Annotated in this window: 17 protein-coding genes and 1 tRNA gene; 2 read left to right on the top strand and 16 right to left on the bottom strand. The window is 52.6% G+C overall.

The features are described from left to right. Positions 1 to 24: 24 nt before the first annotated feature. Positions 25 to 114: transfer RNA gene (locus tag AC8GFP_RS00315), tRNA-Ser, on the top strand. A 281-nt stretch (positions 115 to 395) separates the two neighbouring features. On the opposite strand, the gene ppk1 is transcribed toward AC8GFP_RS00315, so the two are convergent. The 5 genes from ppk1 to AC8GFP_RS00290 all read right to left on the bottom strand — a co-directional run bounded on the left by ppk1 (position 396) and on the right by AC8GFP_RS00290 (position 7,457). Beyond that, the gene (gene ppk1, locus AC8GFP_RS00310; protein WP_506609145.1) at positions 396 to 2,468 is read right to left on the bottom strand and encodes a polyphosphate kinase 1; all 2,073 of its coding nucleotides are present in this window, start codon (positions 2,466 to 2,468) and stop codon (positions 396 to 398) included. Further along, complete coding sequence (glmM, locus tag AC8GFP_RS00305; RefSeq protein ID WP_506609144.1) at positions 2,455 to 3,783, bottom strand: phosphoglucosamine mutase; 1,329 nt, start codon at positions 3,781 to 3,783, stop codon at positions 2,455 to 2,457. Before glmM ends, ppk1 begins: the two co-directional genes overlap by 14 nt. Before the next feature lie 28 nt (positions 3,784 to 3,811). After that, the gene (folP, locus tag AC8GFP_RS00300) at positions 3,812 to 4,684 is read right to left on the bottom strand and encodes a dihydropteroate synthase (protein ID WP_506609142.1); all 873 of its coding nucleotides are present in this window, start codon (positions 4,682 to 4,684) and stop codon (positions 3,812 to 3,814) included. Beyond that, positions 4,681 to 6,594, bottom strand: a complete 1,914-nt coding sequence (ftsH, locus tag AC8GFP_RS00295; protein WP_506609140.1) for an ATP-dependent zinc metalloprotease FtsH — start codon at positions 6,592 to 6,594, stop codon at positions 4,681 to 4,683. Before ftsH ends, folP begins: the two co-directional genes overlap by 4 nt. Before the next feature lie 203 nt (positions 6,595 to 6,797). Beyond that, positions 6,798 to 7,457, bottom strand: coding sequence for an RlmE family RNA methyltransferase (locus AC8GFP_RS00290; RefSeq protein ID WP_506610504.1), 660 nt, complete (start codon positions 7,455 to 7,457; stop codon positions 6,798 to 6,800). A 34-nt stretch (positions 7,458 to 7,491) separates the two neighbouring features. Here AC8GFP_RS00290 and AC8GFP_RS00285 point away from each other — a divergent pair, with 34 nt between their 5' ends. Then, complete coding sequence (locus AC8GFP_RS00285) at positions 7,492 to 7,965, top strand: YhbY family RNA-binding protein (protein ID WP_506609138.1); 474 nt, start codon at positions 7,492 to 7,494, stop codon at positions 7,963 to 7,965. Between the two features lie 4 nt (positions 7,966 to 7,969). Here AC8GFP_RS00285 and greA read toward each other — a convergent pair whose 3' ends face one another. From greA to bamA, 11 genes are all read right to left on the bottom strand, one after another. Beyond that, entirely contained in the window at positions 7,970 to 8,446 is a 477-nt protein-coding gene (gene greA / locus AC8GFP_RS00280) for a transcription elongation factor GreA (RefSeq protein ID WP_506609136.1), read from the bottom strand. A gap of 21 nt (positions 8,447 to 8,467) precedes the next feature. Continuing rightward, entirely contained in the window at positions 8,468 to 11,722 is a 3,255-nt protein-coding gene (gene carB, locus AC8GFP_RS00275) for a carbamoyl-phosphate synthase large subunit (RefSeq protein ID WP_506609134.1), read from the bottom strand. Further along, on the bottom strand, positions 11,715 to 12,887 hold the full coding sequence (gene carA, locus AC8GFP_RS00270; protein WP_506609132.1) for a glutamine-hydrolyzing carbamoyl-phosphate synthase small subunit: 1,173 nt from the start codon (positions 12,885 to 12,887) through the stop codon (positions 11,715 to 11,717). The genes carB and carA overlap by 8 nt, the downstream gene beginning before the upstream one ends. A 150-nt stretch (positions 12,888 to 13,037) precedes the next feature. After that, entirely contained in the window at positions 13,038 to 13,820 is a 783-nt protein-coding gene (locus tag AC8GFP_RS00265; RefSeq protein WP_506609130.1) for a TrmH family RNA methyltransferase, read from the bottom strand. After that, a complete protein-coding gene (gene rnhB / locus AC8GFP_RS00260) occupies positions 13,817 to 14,455 on the bottom strand; it encodes a ribonuclease HII (RefSeq protein WP_506609128.1) in 639 nt (212 codons plus the stop codon). Before rnhB ends, AC8GFP_RS00265 begins: the two co-directional genes overlap by 4 nt. Then, entirely contained in the window at positions 14,427 to 15,575 is a 1,149-nt protein-coding gene (lpxB, locus tag AC8GFP_RS00255; protein ID WP_506609126.1) for a lipid-A-disaccharide synthase, read from the bottom strand. The genes rnhB and lpxB overlap by 29 nt, the downstream gene beginning before the upstream one ends. A 21-nt stretch (positions 15,576 to 15,596) precedes the next feature. Beyond that, complete coding sequence (gene lpxA / locus AC8GFP_RS00250) at positions 15,597 to 16,391, bottom strand: acyl-ACP--UDP-N-acetylglucosamine O-acyltransferase (RefSeq protein ID WP_506609124.1); 795 nt, start codon at positions 16,389 to 16,391, stop codon at positions 15,597 to 15,599. Between the two features lie 8 nt (positions 16,392 to 16,399). Next, on the bottom strand, positions 16,400 to 16,837 hold the full coding sequence (gene fabZ, locus AC8GFP_RS00245; protein ID WP_506609122.1) for a 3-hydroxyacyl-ACP dehydratase FabZ: 438 nt from the start codon (positions 16,835 to 16,837) through the stop codon (positions 16,400 to 16,402). Between the two features lie 2 nt (positions 16,838 to 16,839). Continuing rightward, positions 16,840 to 17,826 carry a UDP-3-O-(3-hydroxymyristoyl)glucosamine N-acyltransferase gene (gene lpxD / locus AC8GFP_RS00240; RefSeq protein ID WP_506609120.1) on the bottom strand — a complete coding sequence of 329 codons (987 nt, stop codon included), beginning with the start codon at positions 17,824 to 17,826 and terminating at the stop codon, positions 16,840 to 16,842. Positions 17,827 to 17,839: 13 nt separating this feature from the next. Next, positions 17,840 to 18,346, bottom strand: a complete 507-nt coding sequence (locus AC8GFP_RS00235) for an OmpH/Skp family outer membrane protein (RefSeq protein WP_506609118.1) — start codon at positions 18,344 to 18,346, stop codon at positions 17,840 to 17,842. Then, the gene (bamA, locus tag AC8GFP_RS00230) at positions 18,346 to 20,658 is read right to left on the bottom strand and encodes an outer membrane protein assembly factor BamA (protein ID WP_506609117.1); all 2,313 of its coding nucleotides are present in this window, start codon (positions 20,656 to 20,658) and stop codon (positions 18,346 to 18,348) included. Before bamA ends, AC8GFP_RS00235 begins: the two co-directional genes overlap by 1 nt. Between the last annotated feature and the right edge of the window lie 7 nt (positions 20,659 to 20,665).

Below are 20,665 nucleotides of genomic sequence, written 5' to 3'. Positions count from 1 at the left end.
GGCACTGCTACAATGAGCAGCTTCGGAGAGGTGGATGAGCGGTTTAAGTCGCACGCCTGGAAAGCGTGTGTGGGTTTATCCCCACCGCGGGTTCGAATCCCGCCCTCTCCGCCAAGCCCCCTACTCCATCACAAACCCCTGCTTGCAGGGGTTTGTTGTTTCAATTACTTCTTGTCGCCATCCGATTTAAAAACACCTGTCACAGTTTCAGACACGGAATCAAACGCAGATGTCAAAGTTGAGCAACCAGACAAGCTCAAAGCTGTTAAGACGACAAAAGTCATGGAAAGTGATCTGAATACTTGTGACATGGAAATCCTTATGGCTGAGTTGAATGAATCGCATGCATCTTAGAACAAAGATGGACTCAGACTGCGAACACTTTAGGATGTTTTTTAATTGGAATATTTAGCCATGAGTTCTCTTTGAGCGCTCAAAGCACGTTGATTTTTCACAGGCCCGACTCGCTCATAGACCCCTTGCCGATTCAAGTTCCAAGCATCGGCGGTGTCGTGCAAATAGGCGACCAAGCATTCATCAATGATGCGCTGCCTGAGGTTCTTGTCCAATATCGGCCAAGCCAATTCAATTCGACGCAGCATGTTGCGATTCATCCAGTCAGCGCTAGACAAATACAAGCTTTCGTCGTTCGAAGTCCGAAAGTAGAAAACGCGGGTGTGCTCTAAAAAACGCCCGATGATGGAACGCACCCGAATACGATCGGTGAAGCCAGGCTGCTGCGCTGGCAATATGCAAGCCCCGCGCACGATCAAATCAATTTCAACGCCAGATTGCCCAGCGATGACCAGTGCATCAGCCAGGCGAACATCGGTCAAGGAATTCATTTTCAAGATGATTCGCCCCGGAACACCTTGGATCGCTGCTTTGGCGACCTGATCAATCTTCGAAAGGAGTTGATCTTGCAACTGGAAAGGGGCGACCCAAAGATGGTTCAACTTGGACAATCGTGACTGGCTGGCTAACTGAGAAAACACCTGCTCCATATCGGCGGTGAACTGCGGATTGGCTGTCAAATAGCTCAAATCCGTGTAGAGACGCGCGGTTCTGGCGTTGTAATTGCCTGTAGACAAATGCCCGTAGCGAATGAGTTTTTTCCCCTCTCGGCGTGTGATCAAAAGCATCTTGGCATGGGTTTTCAAACCTACAACGCCATAAACCACTTGGGCACCGACCGACTCCAAACGCTCAGCCCAATTGATGTTGGCTTCTTCATCAAATCGGGCTTTGATTTCCACCACCGCCGTCACCTCTTTCCCCAAACGAACTGCATCGCGCAACAGTTCCATCAATTCAGAGTCATTGCCTGTTCGGTAAATGGTTTGCTTGATGGCCAAAACGTTTGGATCATGAACAGCTTCGCGCAAAAAATCCAAGACGCCAAGAAAGCTCTCAAAGGGTTGGTGTATCAACACATCTTTTGTGCGCAACTGCTTGAAAATGGATACGCCCTCTTTCAGTTGACGAGGGTAACAAGCAGTATGGGCGGAGAACAATAAACTGGGGCTATCCATCAGATCAATCATTTGGTTCAATCGCACCAAATTAACCGGGCCATTCACGCGGTAAAGCGCTTCTGATGGCAATTGAAACTGACCCAATAAAAAATTCGCCAGGTATTCGGAACAAACCGAGGCGACTTCTAAACGAACAGGTCTGCCAAATTGACGATGTTCAAGTCCTTGTCGCAGTGCAGTACGCAGATTTTTGACATCCTCTTCATCAACCAACAAGTCGGAGTCGCGCGTCACTCGAAATTGAGAAAATTCAACAACCAAACGATCAGGAAACAAATCGCTGACATGAGAGCGAATCACACTTGACAAGGCCACAAATTGAACGCCTTGACCATCGAATAAATGATTGGGAAGGCGAATGATGCGGGGCAACGCCCTTGGCACTTTCACAATGGCAATTTCGTTTTGTCGACCAAATGCATCTTTACCCGCCAGTCGCACAATGAAGTTCAAGGATTTGTTGGCAACCACTGGGAAGGGATGAGACGGATCCAACACCACGGGTGTCAGCAATGGCTTGACCTCACGTTGAAAATACTGCCGAACCCAATGGTGCTGAGCTGGATTGCGGTCTTCATGGGTGATCAACTGAATGCCTTGCTGGTTGAACGATGGGATCAATTCTTCATTGAACACGCGGTATTGTTCGTTGACCAATCGGTGCACCACTTCAGACACTTGTCGGTAACTGATTTCAGAATAGGGTGATTTCAGGCTCTTGCTGTCTTTTTCATAAAGATGAAGTGCCACACGCACTTCAAAGAACTCATCCAAATTGGAAGACACGATGCACAAATAACGCAATCTCTCCAGGAGCGGAACATCTGTTCTTTTGGCCCAGTCCAATACACGCGCATTGAATGCAAGAACACTTTCGTCCCTGTCAATGAAGGATGACATCCATTTCGAAGTTTTGGAATCAAGCAAGGACATCGGCTAACGCCTTTGCATGTGATTCTGCGGTGGACAAGTCGATGGCTTCCACCATGATCCGAAGAACTGGCTCGGTACCACTGGGGCGAATCAAGACGCGTCCATCACGCCCTAATTCTTTCTCGGTTGCCTTGACGGCTGCTTGAAAATCTTGGTGTTCGCGCCAATTGAAATTCGGCGTTAAACGCACATTCAACAGGCATTGAGGTAACAGCTGAATATCAGCCAACAAAGCCGCCAAAGTGGACTTTGCCCGCAAACAGGACTGCACCACCTGCAATGCACTGATCAAGCCATCGCCCGTGGAATGCTTATCCAACACCAGTAGATGACCTGAACCCTCCCCACCCAAAACCAGTTCATTCTCTACCATGGTCTCAAGCACATACCGGTCTCCAACCTTGGCACGGTGGAGCTTGATGCCTTGCTTGTTCAATGCCAACTCGACCCCTTGGTTGGTCATGAGGGTGCCCACGACAGCCGTGATTTTTTCGCCCGACCGCAGTCTGTCCATGGCCAGCAAGTAAAGCAGTTCGTCGCCATTGAACAATCGTCCACTGCCATCGACCATGATCAATCGATCTGCATCCCCATCCAGCGCCACGCCAAACTGTGCACCAGATTCAAGAACAGCACGCTGCAATGCCTGCGGATGAGTCGCACCCACATCTGAATTGATGTTGATCCCATCAGGAGAACACCCGATCGACACCACCTCTGCACCCAATTCAGCGAACAACTTGGGCGCAATCAAATAAGCTGCGCCATGGGCGGCGTCCACCACTATTTTTTGTCCCTTGAGCGTCAATTCGGCATTGAATGAGCTTTTACAAAACTCAATATAGCGACCTGCAGCATCATCCAAACGCTTGGCTTTGCCCAAAGATTTGGAATCCACCCAGACCGGTTCTTGTGCCAATTTGGCTTCAACAGCCAACTCCCAGGCATCGTCTAATTTGGTACCGGATGCACTGAAAAATTTGATGCCGTTATCTTCAAAGGGGTTGTGACTGGCACTGATGACCAGACCCAAGTTGGCGCGGAGTGCACGGGTCAGGTACGCAACCGCTGGTGTGGGCAATGGGCCCAGCAGAATCACGTCCACACCCGCAGAATTAAAGCCAGCTTCAAGTGCAGATTCGAGCATGTAGCCAGAAATACGGGTATCTTTGCCAATCAGAACACGTGGACGTGAATCGTCTTGTTTGAGTTGATGACCGACTGCATTGGCCAAACGAAGCATGAAATCTGGCGTGATGGGTGCCTGCCCCACTGTGCCGCGAATTCCATCGGTACCAAAGTATGTTCTTGTCATAAGCGCCATCTGCTTGAATAAATTGATTTTATAGACGCCTGGCCGCAGACCAGACAGCCAAGGCAGATACGGTAGCGGCAACATCATGGACCCTGACGACCGCGGCACCTCGCTCAACCGCCAAAACGGCTGCCGCGACACTGGGCACCATGCGGTCGTGGACGCCCAAGCCCGTCACAGCCCCCAGGGAAGACTTGCGTGACCAACCCACCATCAATGGGGCTGGCAAGTCATGAAATCGATCTTGCAGGGCCAGCAACTGGAAATTTTGCTCAACTGTTTTGCCAAAGCCAATACCCGGATCGAACATGAGACGCTGCTTGGCGATGCCAGCGGCATCTGTTCGCTGAAATTGTTCTCGGAAAAAATCATGGACCAAGTCAAGTGCATCACCTTGCATGGGGCTAGCTTGCATGGTCTGCGGCTCGCCATGCATGTGCATCAGGCAAATGCCGCACCTGTAGGCGGCGACCACGGACAAGGCATCAGCTTGTCGCAAGGCCCAGACGTCATTGATGATGTCCACACCCATGTCCAAAGCGCGTCGCATGGTGATGGCATGGTAGGTGTCGACTGAAACCGGCAACTTCCAAGTCAGCAATTCACGAAGCACTGGTTCGAGTCTGACCCACTCTTGTTCAGCTGTCACAGGGGTGGCACCCGGTCTGGTGGACTCGGCCCCGAGGTCCAAAATATCGGCCCCGTCTTGCATGAGTTGCTCGGCCTCTTGAATCGCCTGAGAAGCCAATTGAGGGGCTGGAACTGCGGAAAAAGAATCCGGCGTGATGTTCACAATGCCCATCACCAAAGGGCGTTGAAAGCTCAATTCAAACCGGGTGGTCTGCCAGAAATCAAAATGGGGCCGAAGCCCCAAGTTGAGTTTGAAACCAGCATCGTTCATGCCGTGGTGGGCGATGGATTGGGTTGTACAGACGGTGAACCGCCACTGCCATCACCGGATGAAGGTGAGCGTGGAACCCAATCCTTGGGTGGCCGGGGTGGGCGACCTGCCATGATGTCATCCAGTTGATCACTGTCGATGGTTTCCCATTCCAACAAAGCATGGGCCATGGCGTGCATCTGCTCCGTGTGTTCTTCGATCAGACGGCGGGCCAAGTTGTATTGGCCATCGATGATGTTGCGCACTTCGTCGTCGACCTTCTTCATGGTCGATTCACTCATGTTGGTGGTTTTGGTCACCGATCGACCCAAAAACACTTCGCCTTCGTTTTCAGCATAGACCATGGGGCCCAGGGCTTCTGACATGCCGTAACGCATGACCATGTCACGGGCGATTTGTGTGGCGCGTTCAAAGTCATTGGAAGCACCGGTGGTCATTTGATTCATGAACACTTCTTCGGCGATACGGCCACCAAACAACATGCTGATTTGGTTCAACATGTAAACGCGGTCATAACTGTATCGATCCGCTTCAGGCAGACTCATGGTGACACCAAGGGCACGGCCGCGCGGAATGATGGTGACTTTGTGCACCGGATCACATTTGGGCAGCAACTTGCCAATCAGGGCATGACCTGACTCGTGGTAGGCCGTGTTGCGGCGCTCTTCCTCGGGCATCACCATGCTGCGGCGCTCGGGACCCATCAAGATTTTGTCTTTGGCTTTTTCAAAGTCCACCATTTCAACCACACGGGCATTGCGTCGGGCGGCCATCAAGGCGGCTTCATTGGTCAAATTGGCCAAATCAGCACCACTCATGCCGGGGGTGCCACGTGCAATCACGCCAGGAGACACATCTTGTCCCACAGGAATTTTGCGCATGTGAACGTTCAGAATTTGTTCACGGCCCCGAATATCAGGCAAGGTCACGTAGACCTGGCGGTCAAAACGACCTGGACGCAACAAGGCGGCATCCAAGATGTCGGGTCGGTTGGTGGCGGCCACCACGATCACACCCAAGTTGGTTTCAAAACCATCCATCTCCACCAACATTTGGTTGAGGGTTTGTTCACGTTCATCGTTGCCACCGCCCAGGCCTGCACCGCGCTGGCGACCGACCGCATCAATCTCGTCAATGAAGATGATGCAAGGGGCGTTTTTCTTGGCGTTTTCAAACATGTCGCGCACACGTGCGGCACCCACACCCACAAACATCTCCACAAAGTCTGAGCCTGAGATGCTGAAGAACGGCACCTTGGCTTCACCGGCAATACCTTTGGCCAACAAAGTTTTGCCGGTTCCAGGAGGACCAACCAGCAACAAACCGCGAGGAATGCGTCCACCTAGTTTTTGAAATTTTTGCGGGTCTTTCAAGAAGTCGACCACCTCTTTGACTTCTTCTTTGGCTTCATCGCATCCGGCGACATCGGCGAATGTGACTGTGTTGTTGTTTTCGTCCAGCATGCGGGCTTTGCTTTTGCCAAAGCTGAAAGCGCCACCTTTGCCACCACCTTGCATTTGCCGCATGAAATAAACCCACACGCCAATCAGGAGCAGCATGGGGCCCCAACTGACCAACAGGGTCATGAGCAAAGAGCCTTCTTCGCGGGGCTTGACATCGAACTTGACGTTGTTGGCGATCAAGTCACCGACCAAGCCGCGGTCGAGGTAAGTGGCAGTGGTGCGCACTTTGCGGTCATCTGTGGTGGTGGCGACAATTTCAGTGCCACCTTGCCCCTCTTGAATGGTGGCGGATTTGATGCGCTTGCCACGAACCTCCTCTAGGAAATCGGAGTAAGCCAAGTAGCCATTGCCGATCTGACCGCGCGTGTCAAATTGCTTGAACACGGTAAAGAGCACTAAGGCAATCACCAACCAAACGGCCAATTTAGAAAACCAAGGGTTGTTCAATCTGAACTCCAGTCAAAGCAGGCTTGAGCGAGATGCTCAAGTGTTAAGTTGTGACCATTTTAGGCTTTTCAAGCCGACAAACCCAAGCCTTGAATAAGAGTGGTTTTTGGGCAACCAGCCCAACCATGAGCTTTGAAAAGAAAGACAAACAAGAGACCCATAATGCATGCATTTCCTGTTTTTTGAATACAAATAAACTAAATTCAATTCGGCTTCAAGCCCAAGCCCACCAAAAAATTTTCTGCTGATTTATCCCTGCTGGCTTTAGGTTTAAAGGGCTTGACCACTTTGAACGTGTCAAGCATCAACTTCACCACGTCGTTGTAAGCCCCGCCGTGAAACACCTTGACCACCAAAGCGCCATCTTGATTCAAGTGATCTTGGCAAAAAGCAACTGCCAACTCGACCAGGTGCGCGATACGTGCCGCATCGGCTGATGCAATCCCCGATAAATTGGGCGCCATGTCAGACACCACCACATCGACGGCTTTGCCATTCAAGTGAGCAACCAACTGGGCCAAGACGGCTTCATCTCGAAAGTCGCCTTGCACAAAGTGGACCCCATCAACGGGCTCCATGGGCAACAGGTCCAATGCAACCAGCGTGGCATCTACTGCGCCTGAAGCCGCTCCTGCAGGTGCCATGCGGCGGCGCAAATACTGACTCCAAGCCCCTGGGGCACTGCCCAAATCAACGACCACCATACCGGGTTTGAACAACCCCAAACTCTCGTCAATCTCTTTCAACTTGTATGCCGCCCTGGCACGGTATCCCTCACGCTGAGCCAACTTGACATACGGATCATTGACATGGTCGTTCAACCATGACTTGTTGACTTTTTTGCTTTGCGTTTTGACTTTCAATTCATGACCCTCTGTCTCGGCTGATAATACCGACATGTCTGCTATCCAACTCACTCCCACCGAACGCAAAGCCCATCGCGCACTGGCCCATCATTTAGACCCCGTCGTGATGATTGGCAATGATGGCCTCACCGCTGCGGTGGTCAAAGAAACCGACTTGGCTTTGAACGCCCATGGCCTGATCAAAATTCGCGTGTTGGGGGACGACCGCCAAACTCGCGAAGTGATCTTCCAAGCTCTGGCTGATCAATTGAAAGCTGCACCGATCCAACACATCGGCAAGTTGCTCGTGCTGTGGCGTCCACAGCCTGAAAAAGAGAAAAAAATTGATGAGGACCGCAAACCAGGTCCGCGTGAATTCAAGGTTTTGAAATACAGCAGCCGCGGTGGCCAGCGGCCCGAAATGAAGCGTGTGAAAGTTTTGGGCAACCAACGCTTGGCGGCCGGTGGTCAAATCAAACGCGCCAAACCCAAACAAAAATCTGTCAAAAAATCGGCGCAGGGTTGAGCATTCAGAGGTAGGAAACCTTCAGGATTTCGTAGGTTTTCACGCCACCGGGTGCTTCCACACTGGCCACATCCCCCTCTTCTTTGCCAATCAAAGCGCGGGCAATCGGACTGCTGATGTTGATCAGTCCCAGTTTCAAATCCGCCTCATCTTCCCCGACAATTTGGTATTTGAAGGCGTCACCTGAAGCTTCATCTTCAAGCTCGACGGTGGCGCCAAACACCACGCGACCACCCGCATCCAAGTTTGCAGGGTCAATGATTTGGGACATCGACAACTTGCTCTCGATTTCTTGAATGCGTCCTTCAATGAAGCCTTGGCGGTCTTTGGCCGCGTCATATTCGGCGTTTTCGCTCAAATCACCTTGTGCCCTGGCCTCTGCAATGGCGTTGATCACCCAAGGGCGATCCACAGTTTTCAAAGTGTGCAGTTCTTGCTTTAATTTTTCTGCACCTTTTTTGGTGATGGGGATGGTCGCCATGAGTGTTGATCCTTGTAAAACTCAAGCCAACAGCTGCAGGTGCAACTCTTGAACCGAGTAAACATCGAGGTTGTCGAGGTATTTCATGCCTTCAACGGCAGCTTCGGCACCGGCGATGGTGGTGAATGTGGTGACACGTGCCATGAGTGAAGAGGTGCGAATTTGGCGTGAATCGGCAATCGCATTGCGACGCTCTTCCACCGTGTTGATGACCAAGGCAATTTCATTGTTCTTGATCATGTCCACCACATGCGGGCGGCCTTCCGTCACTTTGTTCACTGCAGTCACGGGCAAGCCAGCCTCTTTGATGGCTGCCGCAGTGCCTTTGGTCGCAATCAATTCGAATCCGCAAGAAATCAACCCACGTGCGACTTCAATAGCCCGTGGCTTGTCATTGTTTTTGACGGTCAAAAAGACTTTGCGAACTGCATCTGTGGGGCGGGGCAACTTGGTGCCCGCTCCCAATTGACTTTTGACAAATGCTTCGCCGAAAGATTTGCCCACACCCATGACTTCACCGGTGGACTTCATCTCGGGTCCCAAGATGGTGTCAACGCCAGGAAACTTGACGAAGGGAAACACCGCTTCTTTGACACTGAAATAGGGTGGCAACACTTCCTTGGCAATGCCTTGCGATGCCAGGCTTTGACCGACCATGCAACGCGCGGCCACCTTGGCCAATTGAATGCCCGTGGCCTTGCTGACAAATGGCACCGTGCGGCTGGCACGCGGATTGACCTCCAGCACGTAAATCACGTCTTGGCCATTCAGGTTTTGAATGGCAAATTGAACATTCATCAAGCCCACGACGTTCAAACCTTGCGCCATGGCCGTGGTTTGGCGTTTGAGTTCAGCCACGGTGTCTGGGGACAAGGAATAAGGTGGTAAAGAGCAAGCCGAGTCGCCACTGTGCACACCCGCTTGTTCAATGTGTTCCATGACGCCGCCAATGAAAACTTCTTGGCCGTCGCAAATGGCGTCCACATCACACTCGATGGCGTCATTCAAAAAACGGTCCAGCAGCACCGGCGAATCGTGGCTGACCTTCACGGCTTCACGCATATACCGTTCCAAGTCGCGTTGCTCGTGGACGATTTCCATGGCGCGTCCACCCAGCACGTAACTGGGTCGCACCACCAAGGGATAGCCCAATTCAGCGGCCTTGCTCAGGGCTTCAGCTTCGGTGCGTGCCGTGGCATTGGGCGGTTGACGCAGCCCCAATTGGTGGAGCAATTGTTGGAAGCGCTCGCGGTCTTCAGCCGCATCGATCATGTCGGGGCTGGTGCCGATGATGGGCACACCAGCAGCTTCCAAGCCCAGCGCCAGTTTCAAGGGCGTTTGACCGCCGTATTGAACAATGACGCCCATGGGTTTTTCTTTGTCAACGATTTCCAGCACGTCTTCCAAGGTGAGGGGTTCAAAATACAAGCGATCACTGGTGTCGTAGTCGGTGGACACCGTTTCAGGGTTGCAATTGACCATGATGGTTTCATAACCGTCTTCGCGCATCGCCAAGGCGGCGTGCACACAACAGTAATCAAACTCGATGCCTTGGCCAATTCGATTGGGGCCGCCGCCAAGCACCATGATTTTTTTCTTGTTGGTGGGCGCGGCTTCGCACTCTTCTTCGTAGGTGGAGTACATGTAGGCCGTGTGCGTGGCGAATTCAGCAGCACAGGTGTCTACGCGCTTGAAAACCGGGCGCACATTCATGGCGTGGCGAGCATCACGAACGGCTTGCTCGGTGGTTTTCAGTTGTTTGGCCAAACGTCTATCGGAAAAACCTTTTTGCTTCAAGGTGAGCAGCTCGGTGGCAGTCAGGTCTGACAAGCTGTGCTTTTCAAGCTCCAGTTCGATCTTCACGATCTCTTCGATTTGCACCAAGAACCAGGGATCGATGCTGGTCAATGCATAGACTTCATCCACACTCATGCCAAGGGCGAATGCATCGCCCACATACCAAATGCGCTCTGGACCAGGTTCGCCCAGTTCTTTTTCCAGGACCTCGCGGTCTTGCGTTTTTTCATTCATGCCATCGACGCCCACTTCAAGGCCTCGCAAAGCTTTTTGAAAGGATTCTTGGAAGGTGCGGCCAATCGCCATCACCTCGCCCACCGATTTCATTTGGGTGGTGAGGCGGCTGTCAGCGGTAGGGAATTTTTCGAATGCAAAGCGCGGAATTTTGGTGACCACGTAGTCGATGCTGGGCTCGAAACTCGCAGGTGTGGCGCCGCCGGTGATGTCGTTGCGCAATTCATCCAAGGTGAAACCCACCGCCAATTTGGCAGCCACTTTGGCAATTGGAAAACCGGTGGCTTTGGAGGCCAAAGCCGAAGAACGCGATACACGCGGGTTCATCTCGATGACCACCATGCGACCATCTTGTGGGTTGATGGAGAACTGCACGTTCGAGCCGCCGGTGTCCACGCCAATTTCACGCAGCACAGCCAGGCTTGCATCGCGCAAAATTTGGTATTCCTTGTCCGTCAGGGTTTGGGCCGGGGCCACGGTGATCGAGTCGCCGGTGTGCACGCCCATGGGGTCGAGGTTTTCAATCGAGCACACGATGATGCAGTTGTCCGCTTTGTCGCGCACCACTTCCATCTCGTACTCTTTCCAACCCAACAACGATTCTTCAATCAGCAATTCGTTGGTGGGCGAGGCTTCCAAACCGCGCTTGCAAATGGTTTCGAACTCTTCAGAGTTGTAGGCGATGCCCCCACCAGTGCCGCCCAAGGTGAAGCTGGGCCGAATAACGACAGGAAAACCCACTGTTTTCTGAACCGCCCAAGCATCGTCCAAACTGTGCGCGATGCCCGAACGTGCTGAACCCAAACCAATCTTGGTCATGGCGTCTTTGAACTTCAAGCGGTCTTCGGCTTTGTCAATGGCTTCTGGCGTGGCACCAATCAACTCGATGGGTTTACCGGTGTTCTCACCACGGTACTTGTCCAACACGCCGTTGTGCCACAAATCGAGAGCACAGTTCAAGGCGGTTTGACCGCCCATGGTGGGCAAAATGGCATCGGGGCGTTCTTTGGCAATGATTTTTTCAACCGTTTTCCAGGTGATCGGTTCGATGTAAGTCACATCGGCCGTCGCCGGATCGGTCATGATCGTGGCCGGGTTGCTGTTGATCAAAATGACTTTGAAGCCCTCTTCACGCAAGGCTTTACAGGCTTGCACTCCAGAGTAGTCGAATTCACAGGCTTGACCAATGACGATGGGGCCCGCGCCAATCAGGAGAATGCTTTTGATGTCTGTGCGCTTAGGCATGGGAAGTTACCGCCATGGATTGAATGAAACGGTCGAACAAGTAGCCGATATCGTGGGGGCCAGGAGAAGCTTCGGGGTGACCTTGGAAACTGAAGGCCGGTTGGTTGGTGAGTTCCAAACCTTGCAAACTGCCGTCGAACAAGCTGACGTGCGTGGGCCGCACGTTGGCGGGGAGTGTTTTTTCATCCACGGCGAAACCGTGGTTTTGGCTGGTGATGGAAACACGTCCGGTGGTCAAGTCTTTGACCGGATGGTTGGCACCGTGATGGCCAAATTTCATCTTGTAGGTTTGTGCGCCGCAGGCCAAGGCCAAAATTTGATGGCCCAAACAAATGCCAAACAAGGGCAGACCCTCGTTCAAAAAGGCTTGGGTGGCTTCAATCGCATAGGTGCAAGGGCCAGGGTCGCCCGGGCCATTGGACAAAAACACACCATCGGGCTTCAACTTCATCACGTCTTCGGCCGAGGTTTGAGCGGGTACCACGGTGACTTTGCAACCGCGCTCGGCCAGCATGCGCAAGATGTTGCGTTTGACACCGAAATCCAACGCGACCACATGGAACTTGGCGTTGGTTTGTTGGCCATAGCCACGGCCCAATTGCCACTCGGTTTCCAGCCATTCGTAAGCTGCTTTCACCGACACGACTTTCGCCAAATCCAAGCCTGTCATGGCTGGTGCGGCTTGGGCCAAGGCGATGGCTGCTTTGATTTTTTCAGGCGTGGGTGCCTCGCCCTTTGACAACCCCACAATGGCGCCATTTTGAGCACCGTGTTCGCGCAAGTGGCGGGTGAGTTTGCGGGTGTCGATGCTTGAAATGGCCACTGTTTTGTGCGCTTTCAAGTAATCCGACAAATTACTTTGCGCGCGAAAATTGGAATGCATCAGGGGCAGGTTTTTGATGATCAAGCCGGCAGCATGCACATGGCTGGATTCACTGTCTTCATCACACACCCCGTAATTGCCAATGTGGGGATAAGTGAGGGTCACCATCTGTTGGTTGTAACTGGGGTCGGTCAAAATTTCTTGATAACCCGTCATCGAGGTGTTGAAAACAACCTCTCCGACTGACTGGCCTTGATGACCTATGGATTGCCCTGTGAAGACTGTGCCGTCTGCAAGCGCCAAGATAGCGAAAGGGTAATTTCCCTGAAGAGACAAAAGCACTCAGATCTCCGAGATTCGGTGACGCCCCGCGACCAAGAGAGGCCCTCTCTTTGACGACTTGACAAGGGGATTGGCTTTTTATCGAGCGAAGGGCGTGCGGTTGATGAAGAAGTCCGGCATTATAACCCTCAGGGTTAACCCGAAATCTCCTCAGTGATGTGCTTGTGTGGCACTTGCATGCAAGCAAATCGCCGCAGCTGCAGCCACGTTCAAAGACTCTTCGCCACCGGGTTGTGCGATGCGCACCTGCTGTCGCGCCAACGCCGCCCAACGCGGGTCCACGCCCTGCCCTTCATGACCCAAGACCCACATGCAAGGCATGGGCAGTTGTTGGCGCTGCACCAAGTCGTGCAAGAAGTCACCTTGGTGCGAACTGGTGATCAGCACTGGCAAATTCAAAGCGGCCAATTCCTCAACTGACACCGATTCAAACAAGCGCACACCGAAATGCGCCCCCATGGCTGCACGCACCACTTTGGCGGACCACATGGCCACCGTGCCCGGCGTGGTGATGATTTGTGTGAAGCCAAAAGCAGCGGCACTGCGCAAAATAGAACCTGCATTGCCAGGATCTTGCAAGCGATCCAAGACCACGCTGGCTTGGTCGGCTCGCAACTCCACCGAACTCGGCAAGGCCAACACCGCACCCATCCAAGAGGGTGAGGGCAAGCTGCTCAGAGCATGCATCAGCTTGTTCGGCAACAAGGTCAACGCGTCACACTGCGCAGACCATTTGGCAATGACTTGTTCATCTGCCGAATCCGACATCACCACTTCCGCCAGTCGTTGGCCACGGTCTAACGCGGCTTGGCACAAGTGATCGCCTTCCAACCAAACGCGTTGCTGTAACCGGTAAGCCGTGTTGTCGGTGGCGAGTTGGCGCAGTTGCTTGAACCACGGGTTGTCTTTGGAGGTGATGGTCTTGGGTATCACGGTGTGTTCCCTGCTGTTTGCTGCAGCAATGCTGTCACCGGCGCAAAACTGCGTCGATGCCAAATGGTCGGACCGTGGGTTTGCAAGGCAGACAAATGCGCGGCCGTGCCATAGCCTTTGTGCTGGGCAAAGCCGTAGTTGGGAAAGGCTTGGTCGATGCTTTCACACCAGCGATCGCGTTCGACCTTGGCCAAGATAGAAGCAGCAGAAATGCAAGGTACTTTGCTGTCGCCTTTGACAATGGCCTCGGCCAAGATATCCAACACAGGAAGCCGATTGCCATCCACCAACACCTTGCAGGGTTTGAGCCGCAAGCCTTGCACCGCACGTTGCATGGCCAACATCGTGGCTTGCAAAATATTCAAGCGGTCTATTTCTTCCACCGAGGCTTGCGCCACGGAGCAACACAAGGCGCGAGCGCGAATTTCGTCATAGAGTTTGTCGCGCTTCAAAGGGCTGAGTTTTTTCGAGTCTGCCAATCCTTTGATGGGTGTCAAGTCATCCAAGATCACCGCAGCGGCAAATACCGGTCCGGCCAAGGGGCCACGCCCGGCCTCGTCCACACCGGCCAGCAACACCGGGCCATCCCAATTCAGCGGAGTTTGCTTAAGCGGCAATGATTTTTTGGAGCGCATGACGGGCCAGTGAGGACATGTCTTGTTTCAAACTTTGATGCAAGTCTTGAAAAGCTTGCTGCAGGTGGTTGACCTGTTCAGGATGGTCCAGCCAGTGCTGCAGTGCGTTGGCCATGGCTTGCGGTGTGGCAGCGTCTTGCAGCAGCTCGGGCACCACAAAATCTTGGCACAAGATATTGGGCAAACCCACCCAGGCTTGCAATCGTTTTCGGTTGGTGATTTGCCAACTCAGCCAAGGCATTTTGTAAGCGATGACCATGGGGCGTTTGAACAAGGCTGCTTCTAAAGTGGCTGTTCCGCTGGCCACCAACACCAAGTCGGCGGCACCCAAAGCGGCATGGCTTTGACCGTCCAACAAGCGAATGTTTTTCAATCCACTGTACTGAAGATGCGCTTGCACAGCGGCCATCAAGCCCGGGGCGACGGGCAAGAGCACGCGCAGTTTGGGGTGTTGCTGTTGCAGTAATTTGGCAGCTTGCAAAAACACCGGCGCGAGTTGGGCTATTTCAGACTGCCTGCTGCCGGGCATCAGGGTCAAGACCAAGTCGTTTTCATCCAAACCCAGCGCAGCACGAACAGGCCCTTTGTCTACTTGATCAGGGATGGTGTGGGCAATTGGATGCCCCACAAAAGTAGCGGCAATGCCGTGCTGTGCCAGCAGGGCTGGTTCGAAGGGAAACAAGCACAAGACATGATCGACACTGTTTCGGATTTTCTGCAAACGCTCGGCCCGCCACGCCCAAACTGAGGGACAGACAAATTGAACTGTTGGGATGCCCTGCTGCCGCAAGTCTTTGGCCAAATCGAGGTTGAAATCAGGTGCATCCACACCAATGAACAAGTGGGGTCGGTTGTTCAGCAAGCGTTGTTTGAGTTGGCGGCGAATCCCAACAATCTCGCGGTAGTGCTTTAGCACCTCCACATAGCCTCGCACCGCCAATTTGCTGACTGGCCACCAAGACTCAAAGCCCAATGCATTCATGCGGGGGCCACCAATGCCATGCAGTTGCACACCTGGCCACTGTTGTTGCAAGCTGGGGATCAACAACGACGCCAGCAAATCGCCTGAGGCTTCACCGGCCACCATGGCGATTTGTTGGGTTTGTGGGGTTTGGGACATCAACACCTGCGGAGGTGTTACTCAGCGAACAATGCCGCGTTGGGGCGACACGTCTTGCAAGAACGCAGTCATCAAGGACACGACGGGTTGCAAGTCATCCTGCCCCTCACCCAAGCCTTGAATCTGCTGGGCGGCCTGCTCCAAGGTCAGGCCATCGCGGTAGAGCAGTTTGTGCATGGCTTTCACCGATTGAATTTGTACGGGGGTGAAGCCACGGCGTTTCAAACCTTCAAAATTCATGGAACGCGCTTGCGCTGGTTGGCCTTGGCACATCACGAACGGTGGCAGGTCGGCAAACAACAAAGAGTTCATGGCCGTGAAACTGTGGGCTCCCAGTCGACAAAACTGATGCACCACGGTGAAGCCACCCAAGATGGTCCAGTCACCCACATGCACATGACCGGCCAGTTGGGTGCTGTTGGCAAAGATAGTGTGGTTGCCCACCTGGCAGTCATGTGCCAGATGCACATAGGCCATGATCCAGTTGTCGTTGCCCACGCGGGTCACGCCTTGATCACCCACGGTACCGATGTTGAAGGTACAAAACTCGCGAATCACATTGCGGTCGCCAATCACCAACTGGCAGGGTTCGCCAGCGTATTTTTTGTCTTGCGGTACCGCACCCAACGAATTGAATTGGAAAATTTGGTTGTGCTCACCAATGGTGGTGTGACCTTCAATCACGCAATGGGCTGCCACGGTGGTGCCTGCCCCGATGCGCACATGCGGGCCGATGGTGGTGAAGGGTCCCACCGACACGCTGTCATGCAACTGCGCAGCAGGGTCCACCAAGGCTGAGGGGTGAATCAAGGGCATTGGATGGCTCAGGCAATGGTGCGCATTGTGCACATCAATTCAGCCTCTACAGCCAGCTCTTCGCCAACCCAGGCTTTGGCCTTGAATTTGAAAATACCCGCCTTCATGCGATCGAGCTCCACGCACAGCGTGAGTGCATCCCCTGGCTCGACGGGACGCTTGAAACGAGCGCCATCAATGCCCGCGAAGTAATACACGGTGTTGTCGTCTGGCACCACGTCCATGGTGTGAAAGGACAACAAGGCCGCTGTTTGCGCCAAGGCTTCCAGCATCAGCACGCCTGGCATCACTGGGCGGTGCGGAAAATGGCCCGTGAAAAAAGGTTCGTTGATGGTGACGTTTTTCAAGGCTTTGATCGACTTGCCTTTGTCGATCTCCAGCACGCGGTCAACCAGCAGAAAAGGGTAACGGTGGGGAAGCAGTTTCAGAATTTGATGGATGTCCATGCTCATGGCCTTTGTTTAAATTGAACTGCTTCTAACGCTTTGAGACGTTCACGCAACGCATTGAGTTGCTTCAAGCTGGCGGCATTTTTATGCCAAGATTTATTGTCGTCGATGGGAAAGACGCCCGTGTATTGGCCAGATTTCAGCAGTGAATGCGTCACGACGCTGGCCGCTGACACATGCACGCCATCCACCAATGTCAAGTGGCCCAATACCACCGCACCACCACCGATGGTGCAATGCGCACCAATGCGGGTGCTGCCAGCCACACCCACGCAGCCTGCCATGGCCGTGTGTGCACCCACGTGGACGTTGTGACCAATTTGAATCAGGTTGTCCAACTTCACACCGTCTTCAATAACGGTGTCGGCAATCGCACCTCGGTCGATACAGGTGTTGGCACCGATCTCCACATCATTGCCAATGCGCACTGCGCCGAGCTGCTCGATCTTGATCCAGCGTTGGTCTTCAGGGGCAAAACCAAAACCATCAGCCCCAATCACCACCCCTGAATGCAGGATGCAGTTTTGGCCAATATGGCAATGCGCCGAGACGGTAACCCGCGATTTCAAGCTCGTGCCCGCACCAATCACAGCAGCCTCTTCCACCACGCACAAGGGCCCGATTTGAACGCTGGCATGCACTTGGGCGCTGGGGTGGACCACGGCACTGGGGTGGACCAAGGGACCGGTCTGGGGTTGAGCTGCAATTTCTTGGGCTTTCCACAGTTGGGTGGTTCGCGCCCAATAGGCATAAGGATTGGGCGTCAGAATGCAAGCGCCGCGTTGCATTGCTTCATGCGCTTGGGCAGGCGCAAGAATCACACACGATGCCTTGCTGCTGGCCAGTTGGCTGAGGTATTGAGGGTGGCTTAGAAAAGACAAATCCCCTTGGGCGGCTGACGCCAAAGGGGACAATCCTGTGATTTCAAGGTCGGGGGACCCATGCAAGCTGCCCCCCAGTTTGTCAACCAACCAGCCTATGCGCATGGAAACCACGCCATCACTTGCCGCTGTTGATGACTTTGATCACTTTTTCGGTGATGTCGTGTTTGGGGTTGATGTAAACCGCTTCTTGCAGGATCAAGTCGTATTTTTCAGCCTCAGCCACTTGTTTGACGACCTTGTTGGCTTTTTCAAGCACCTGCTGAAGTTCTTCATTTTTCCGCGCGTTCAGGTCTTCTTGGAATTCGCGGCGTTTGCGCTGGAACTCGCGATCTTGATCGGACAATTGACGCTGTCTCGTGGTGCGCTGTGTTTCAGACAAGGTGGGCGCATCGCGTTCGAGTTTTTCCGAATTGGACTTGAGGCTGTTGCCTAGTTCAACCAATTCTTTTTCGCGCTTGGAAAACTCTTGTTCCAATTTTGTTTGAGCAACCTTGGCGGTGTTGGCCTCACGGAAGATGCGGTCGGTGTTGATGAAGCCGACGCGAAATTCTTCAGCATGAGAGGCTACAGCGCCCATGCACAAGAGGCAACTCAACAACAGGCGTGTAGGATTGAATTTCATCAAAAGGCCGTCCCGATTTGGAATTGGAAGGGTTGCATTCTATCCGCATCATTTGCAAATTTCTTCAACGGCTTAGCCCATGCAAAACGCAAGGGACCAACTGGAGAAATCCAGCTCAAGCCCACACCAGCAGAGCTTCGCAGTTGGGCAATATCAATATCCTCGGAGTCCAAGAAGACATTGCCAACGTCCACAAAGGTAAACAGTCGCAAGGTTTTATCTGTCCCCACGCCTGGGAAAGGCACCAAGAATTCGGTGTTTAGTAATATTTTCTTGGCTCCGCCAACGGCAAAAGTATCGTCTGAATAGGCCTTATCAGTTGACAACCGACCTTGTTGGTAACCGCGAACCGAGCCCAAGCCACCTGAATAGAAGTTCTTAAACACCGGATAGGTTTTGTTGTTGTAGGAAGATCCATAGCCAAATTCGGCATTCACAGCCAAGGTGTATTTCTTCGTGAGCGGCCAATATTCTTGAAGTTGTGCGCTGTTTTTATAAAACCGCATATCACCACCCGCGCCAATTTCGGAGTTCAAGCGTATCAAGCGACCCTTGTTGGGCGCCAACATGCTGTCACGACTGTCGCGCGCCCAGCCAATGGTGATCGGCACAGAAGTGATGGTGTTACCGTATTCGTTGATCACGTCGCTGTATGCAGTTGGCATTCTGGTGCCGACCGTGATTTTGTTTTGCTCATAGGACAAACCAACAAACACCGTGTCTTTTTCAGCAAAAGGAATGCCAAAACTCACGCCTGCACCAGAGGTTTCCAAGTTGTAATCACCACTGACCGCCAAATAAGGTTTACTGTCACGCTGGTACAAGCTGAGTGTGCGGGACACCCCATCTTCCGTGAAGTAGGGGTCTGTGGTGTTGATTTGGTAAATCTTGTTGTAAGAACTGGTATTAACTTGGATGCCCAAAGAATTACCAGTGCCAAAAAAATTATCTTGGCTGATACCAAAAGAGAAGAACAATTTTTCTGCCGAGGAATAACCCGCACCCAACTGGAGCGCACCCGTTGGCTTTTCAGTGACCTTCAAGTTGATGTCGACTTGATCGGTGGTTCCCGCAACTTCTTGGGTATCAATCAAGACCTCGGTGAAATAACCCAAGCGGTCTACCCGGTCCCGCGACAGCCGAATTTTGTCGCCGTCATACCAAGAGGATTCCATTTGACGGAATTCACGGCGAATGATTTCATCTTTGGTTCTTTCATTGCCGGCAATGTTGATGCGTCGCACATAAGCACGCCGTGACGGGTCGGCTTGCAAAATGATTTTGACTTGATTTTTTTCTCGATTGATGTCGGTCTGTTGCTCAATCCGAGCAAAGGCAAATCCAAAATTGCCAAAGTATTCTGAAAATGCCTTGGTGGTTTGAACCACATCAGTGATGTTGTAGGCTTGCCCTGGCTTGATGGTCACCATCGACTTGAACTCACTGTCTCTGCCCAAGTAGTAGCCTTCCAAAGCAACCTCTGAAACCACAAAGCGGGCCCCCTCGGTGATGTTGATGGTGATACTGATATCTTGCTTGTTTGGCGAAATAGCTACCTGGGTGGAATCTACTCGGAATTCCAAATAACCTTTGGACAAATAATAGGATTTCAAATTTTCCAAATCAGCATTCAATTTGGCTTGTGAGTAACGATCTGACTTGGTGTACCAAGACATGTAATTGGGTTCAGACAAATCCATTTGGTCTTTCAATGTGGATTGGTCAAAGGCCTTGGCGCCCACAATTCTGAACTCTTTGATCTTGGCAACATCGCCCTCAACCACCGAGAAATTCAAATTCACTTTATTGCGCTCGGCCGGAGCCACTGTGGTGACGACTTCGGCCCCATACAAGCTTTTGTTGATGTACTGTCGCTTGAGTTCTTGCTCGGCACGGTCTGCCAGTGCTTTGTCAAAGGGTCGTCCTTCAGCCAAGCCAATATCTTTGAGCGCTTTTCTCAGTGTTTCCTTGTCAAATTCCTTGATGCCCACAAAATTGACGGCTGAAATAAGGGGGCGCTCTTCCACGACCACGACCACCACTTTGCCATTGACTTCAATTCGGACATCTTTGAACAAGCCGGTAGCGAACAAGTTGCGAATGGCCAGTGTGCCTTTTTCGTCGGAATATATATCGCCAACACGGAATGGCATCGTGGCCAAAACATTGCCAGGTTCTGCTCGCTGCAAACCTTCAATGCGAATATCTTCGACTTGAAATGCTTCGACCGCTTGACTTGACGCCAGGAAACTCAGGCTCAAGATACAAATTTGAATCAACCTGAATAACGCCGAAAGTGATGAAGTGATCATAAATATT

This window comes from Limnohabitans simekii (SeqCode), from assembly GCF_965234735.1.
GTDB lineage: Bacteria > Pseudomonadota > Gammaproteobacteria > Burkholderiales > Burkholderiaceae_C > Limnohabitans > Limnohabitans simekii.
The sequence above is the reverse complement of the archived record's forward strand: the minus strand, read 5'-3'. Positions and strand labels throughout refer to the sequence as shown.

Bases quoted from the DNA above. Each gene is read 5' to 3' on its own strand.
- ppk1 (WP_506609145.1), bottom strand. From the start codon at position 2,468: ATGTCCTTGCTTGATTCCAAAACTTCGAAATGGATGTCATCCTTCATT.
- glmM (WP_506609144.1), bottom strand. From the start codon at position 3,783: ATGACAAGAACATACTTTGGTACCGATGGAATTCGCGGCACAGTGGGG.
- folP (WP_506609142.1), bottom strand. From the start codon at position 4,684: ATGAACGATGCTGGTTTCAAACTCAACTTGGGGCTTCGGCCCCATTTT.
- AC8GFP_RS00285 (WP_506609138.1), top strand. From the start codon at position 7,492: ATGTCTGCTATCCAACTCACTCCCACCGAACGCAAAGCCCATCGCGCA.
- greA (WP_506609136.1), bottom strand. From the start codon at position 8,446: ATGGCGACCATCCCCATCACCAAAAAAGGTGCAGAAAAATTAAAGCAA.
- carB (WP_506609134.1), bottom strand. From the start codon at position 11,722: ATGCCTAAGCGCACAGACATCAAAAGCATTCTCCTGATTGGCGCGGGC.
- rnhB (WP_506609128.1), bottom strand. From the start codon at position 14,455: ATGCGCTCCAAAAAATCATTGCCGCTTAAGCAAACTCCGCTGAATTGG.
- lpxB (WP_506609126.1), bottom strand. From the start codon at position 15,575: ATGTCCCAAACCCCACAAACCCAACAAATCGCCATGGTGGCCGGTGAA.
- lpxA (WP_506609124.1), bottom strand. From the start codon at position 16,391: ATGCCCTTGATTCACCCCTCAGCCTTGGTGGACCCTGCTGCGCAGTTG.
- fabZ (WP_506609122.1), bottom strand. From the start codon at position 16,837: ATGGACATCCATCAAATTCTGAAACTGCTTCCCCACCGTTACCCTTTT.
- lpxD (WP_506609120.1), bottom strand. From the start codon at position 17,826: ATGCGCATAGGCTGGTTGGTTGACAAACTGGGGGGCAGCTTGCATGGG.
- AC8GFP_RS00235 (WP_506609118.1), bottom strand. From the start codon at position 18,346: ATGAAATTCAATCCTACACGCCTGTTGTTGAGTTGCCTCTTGTGCATG.
- bamA (WP_506609117.1), bottom strand. From the start codon at position 20,658: ATGATCACTTCATCACTTTCGGCGTTATTCAGGTTGATTCAAATTTGT.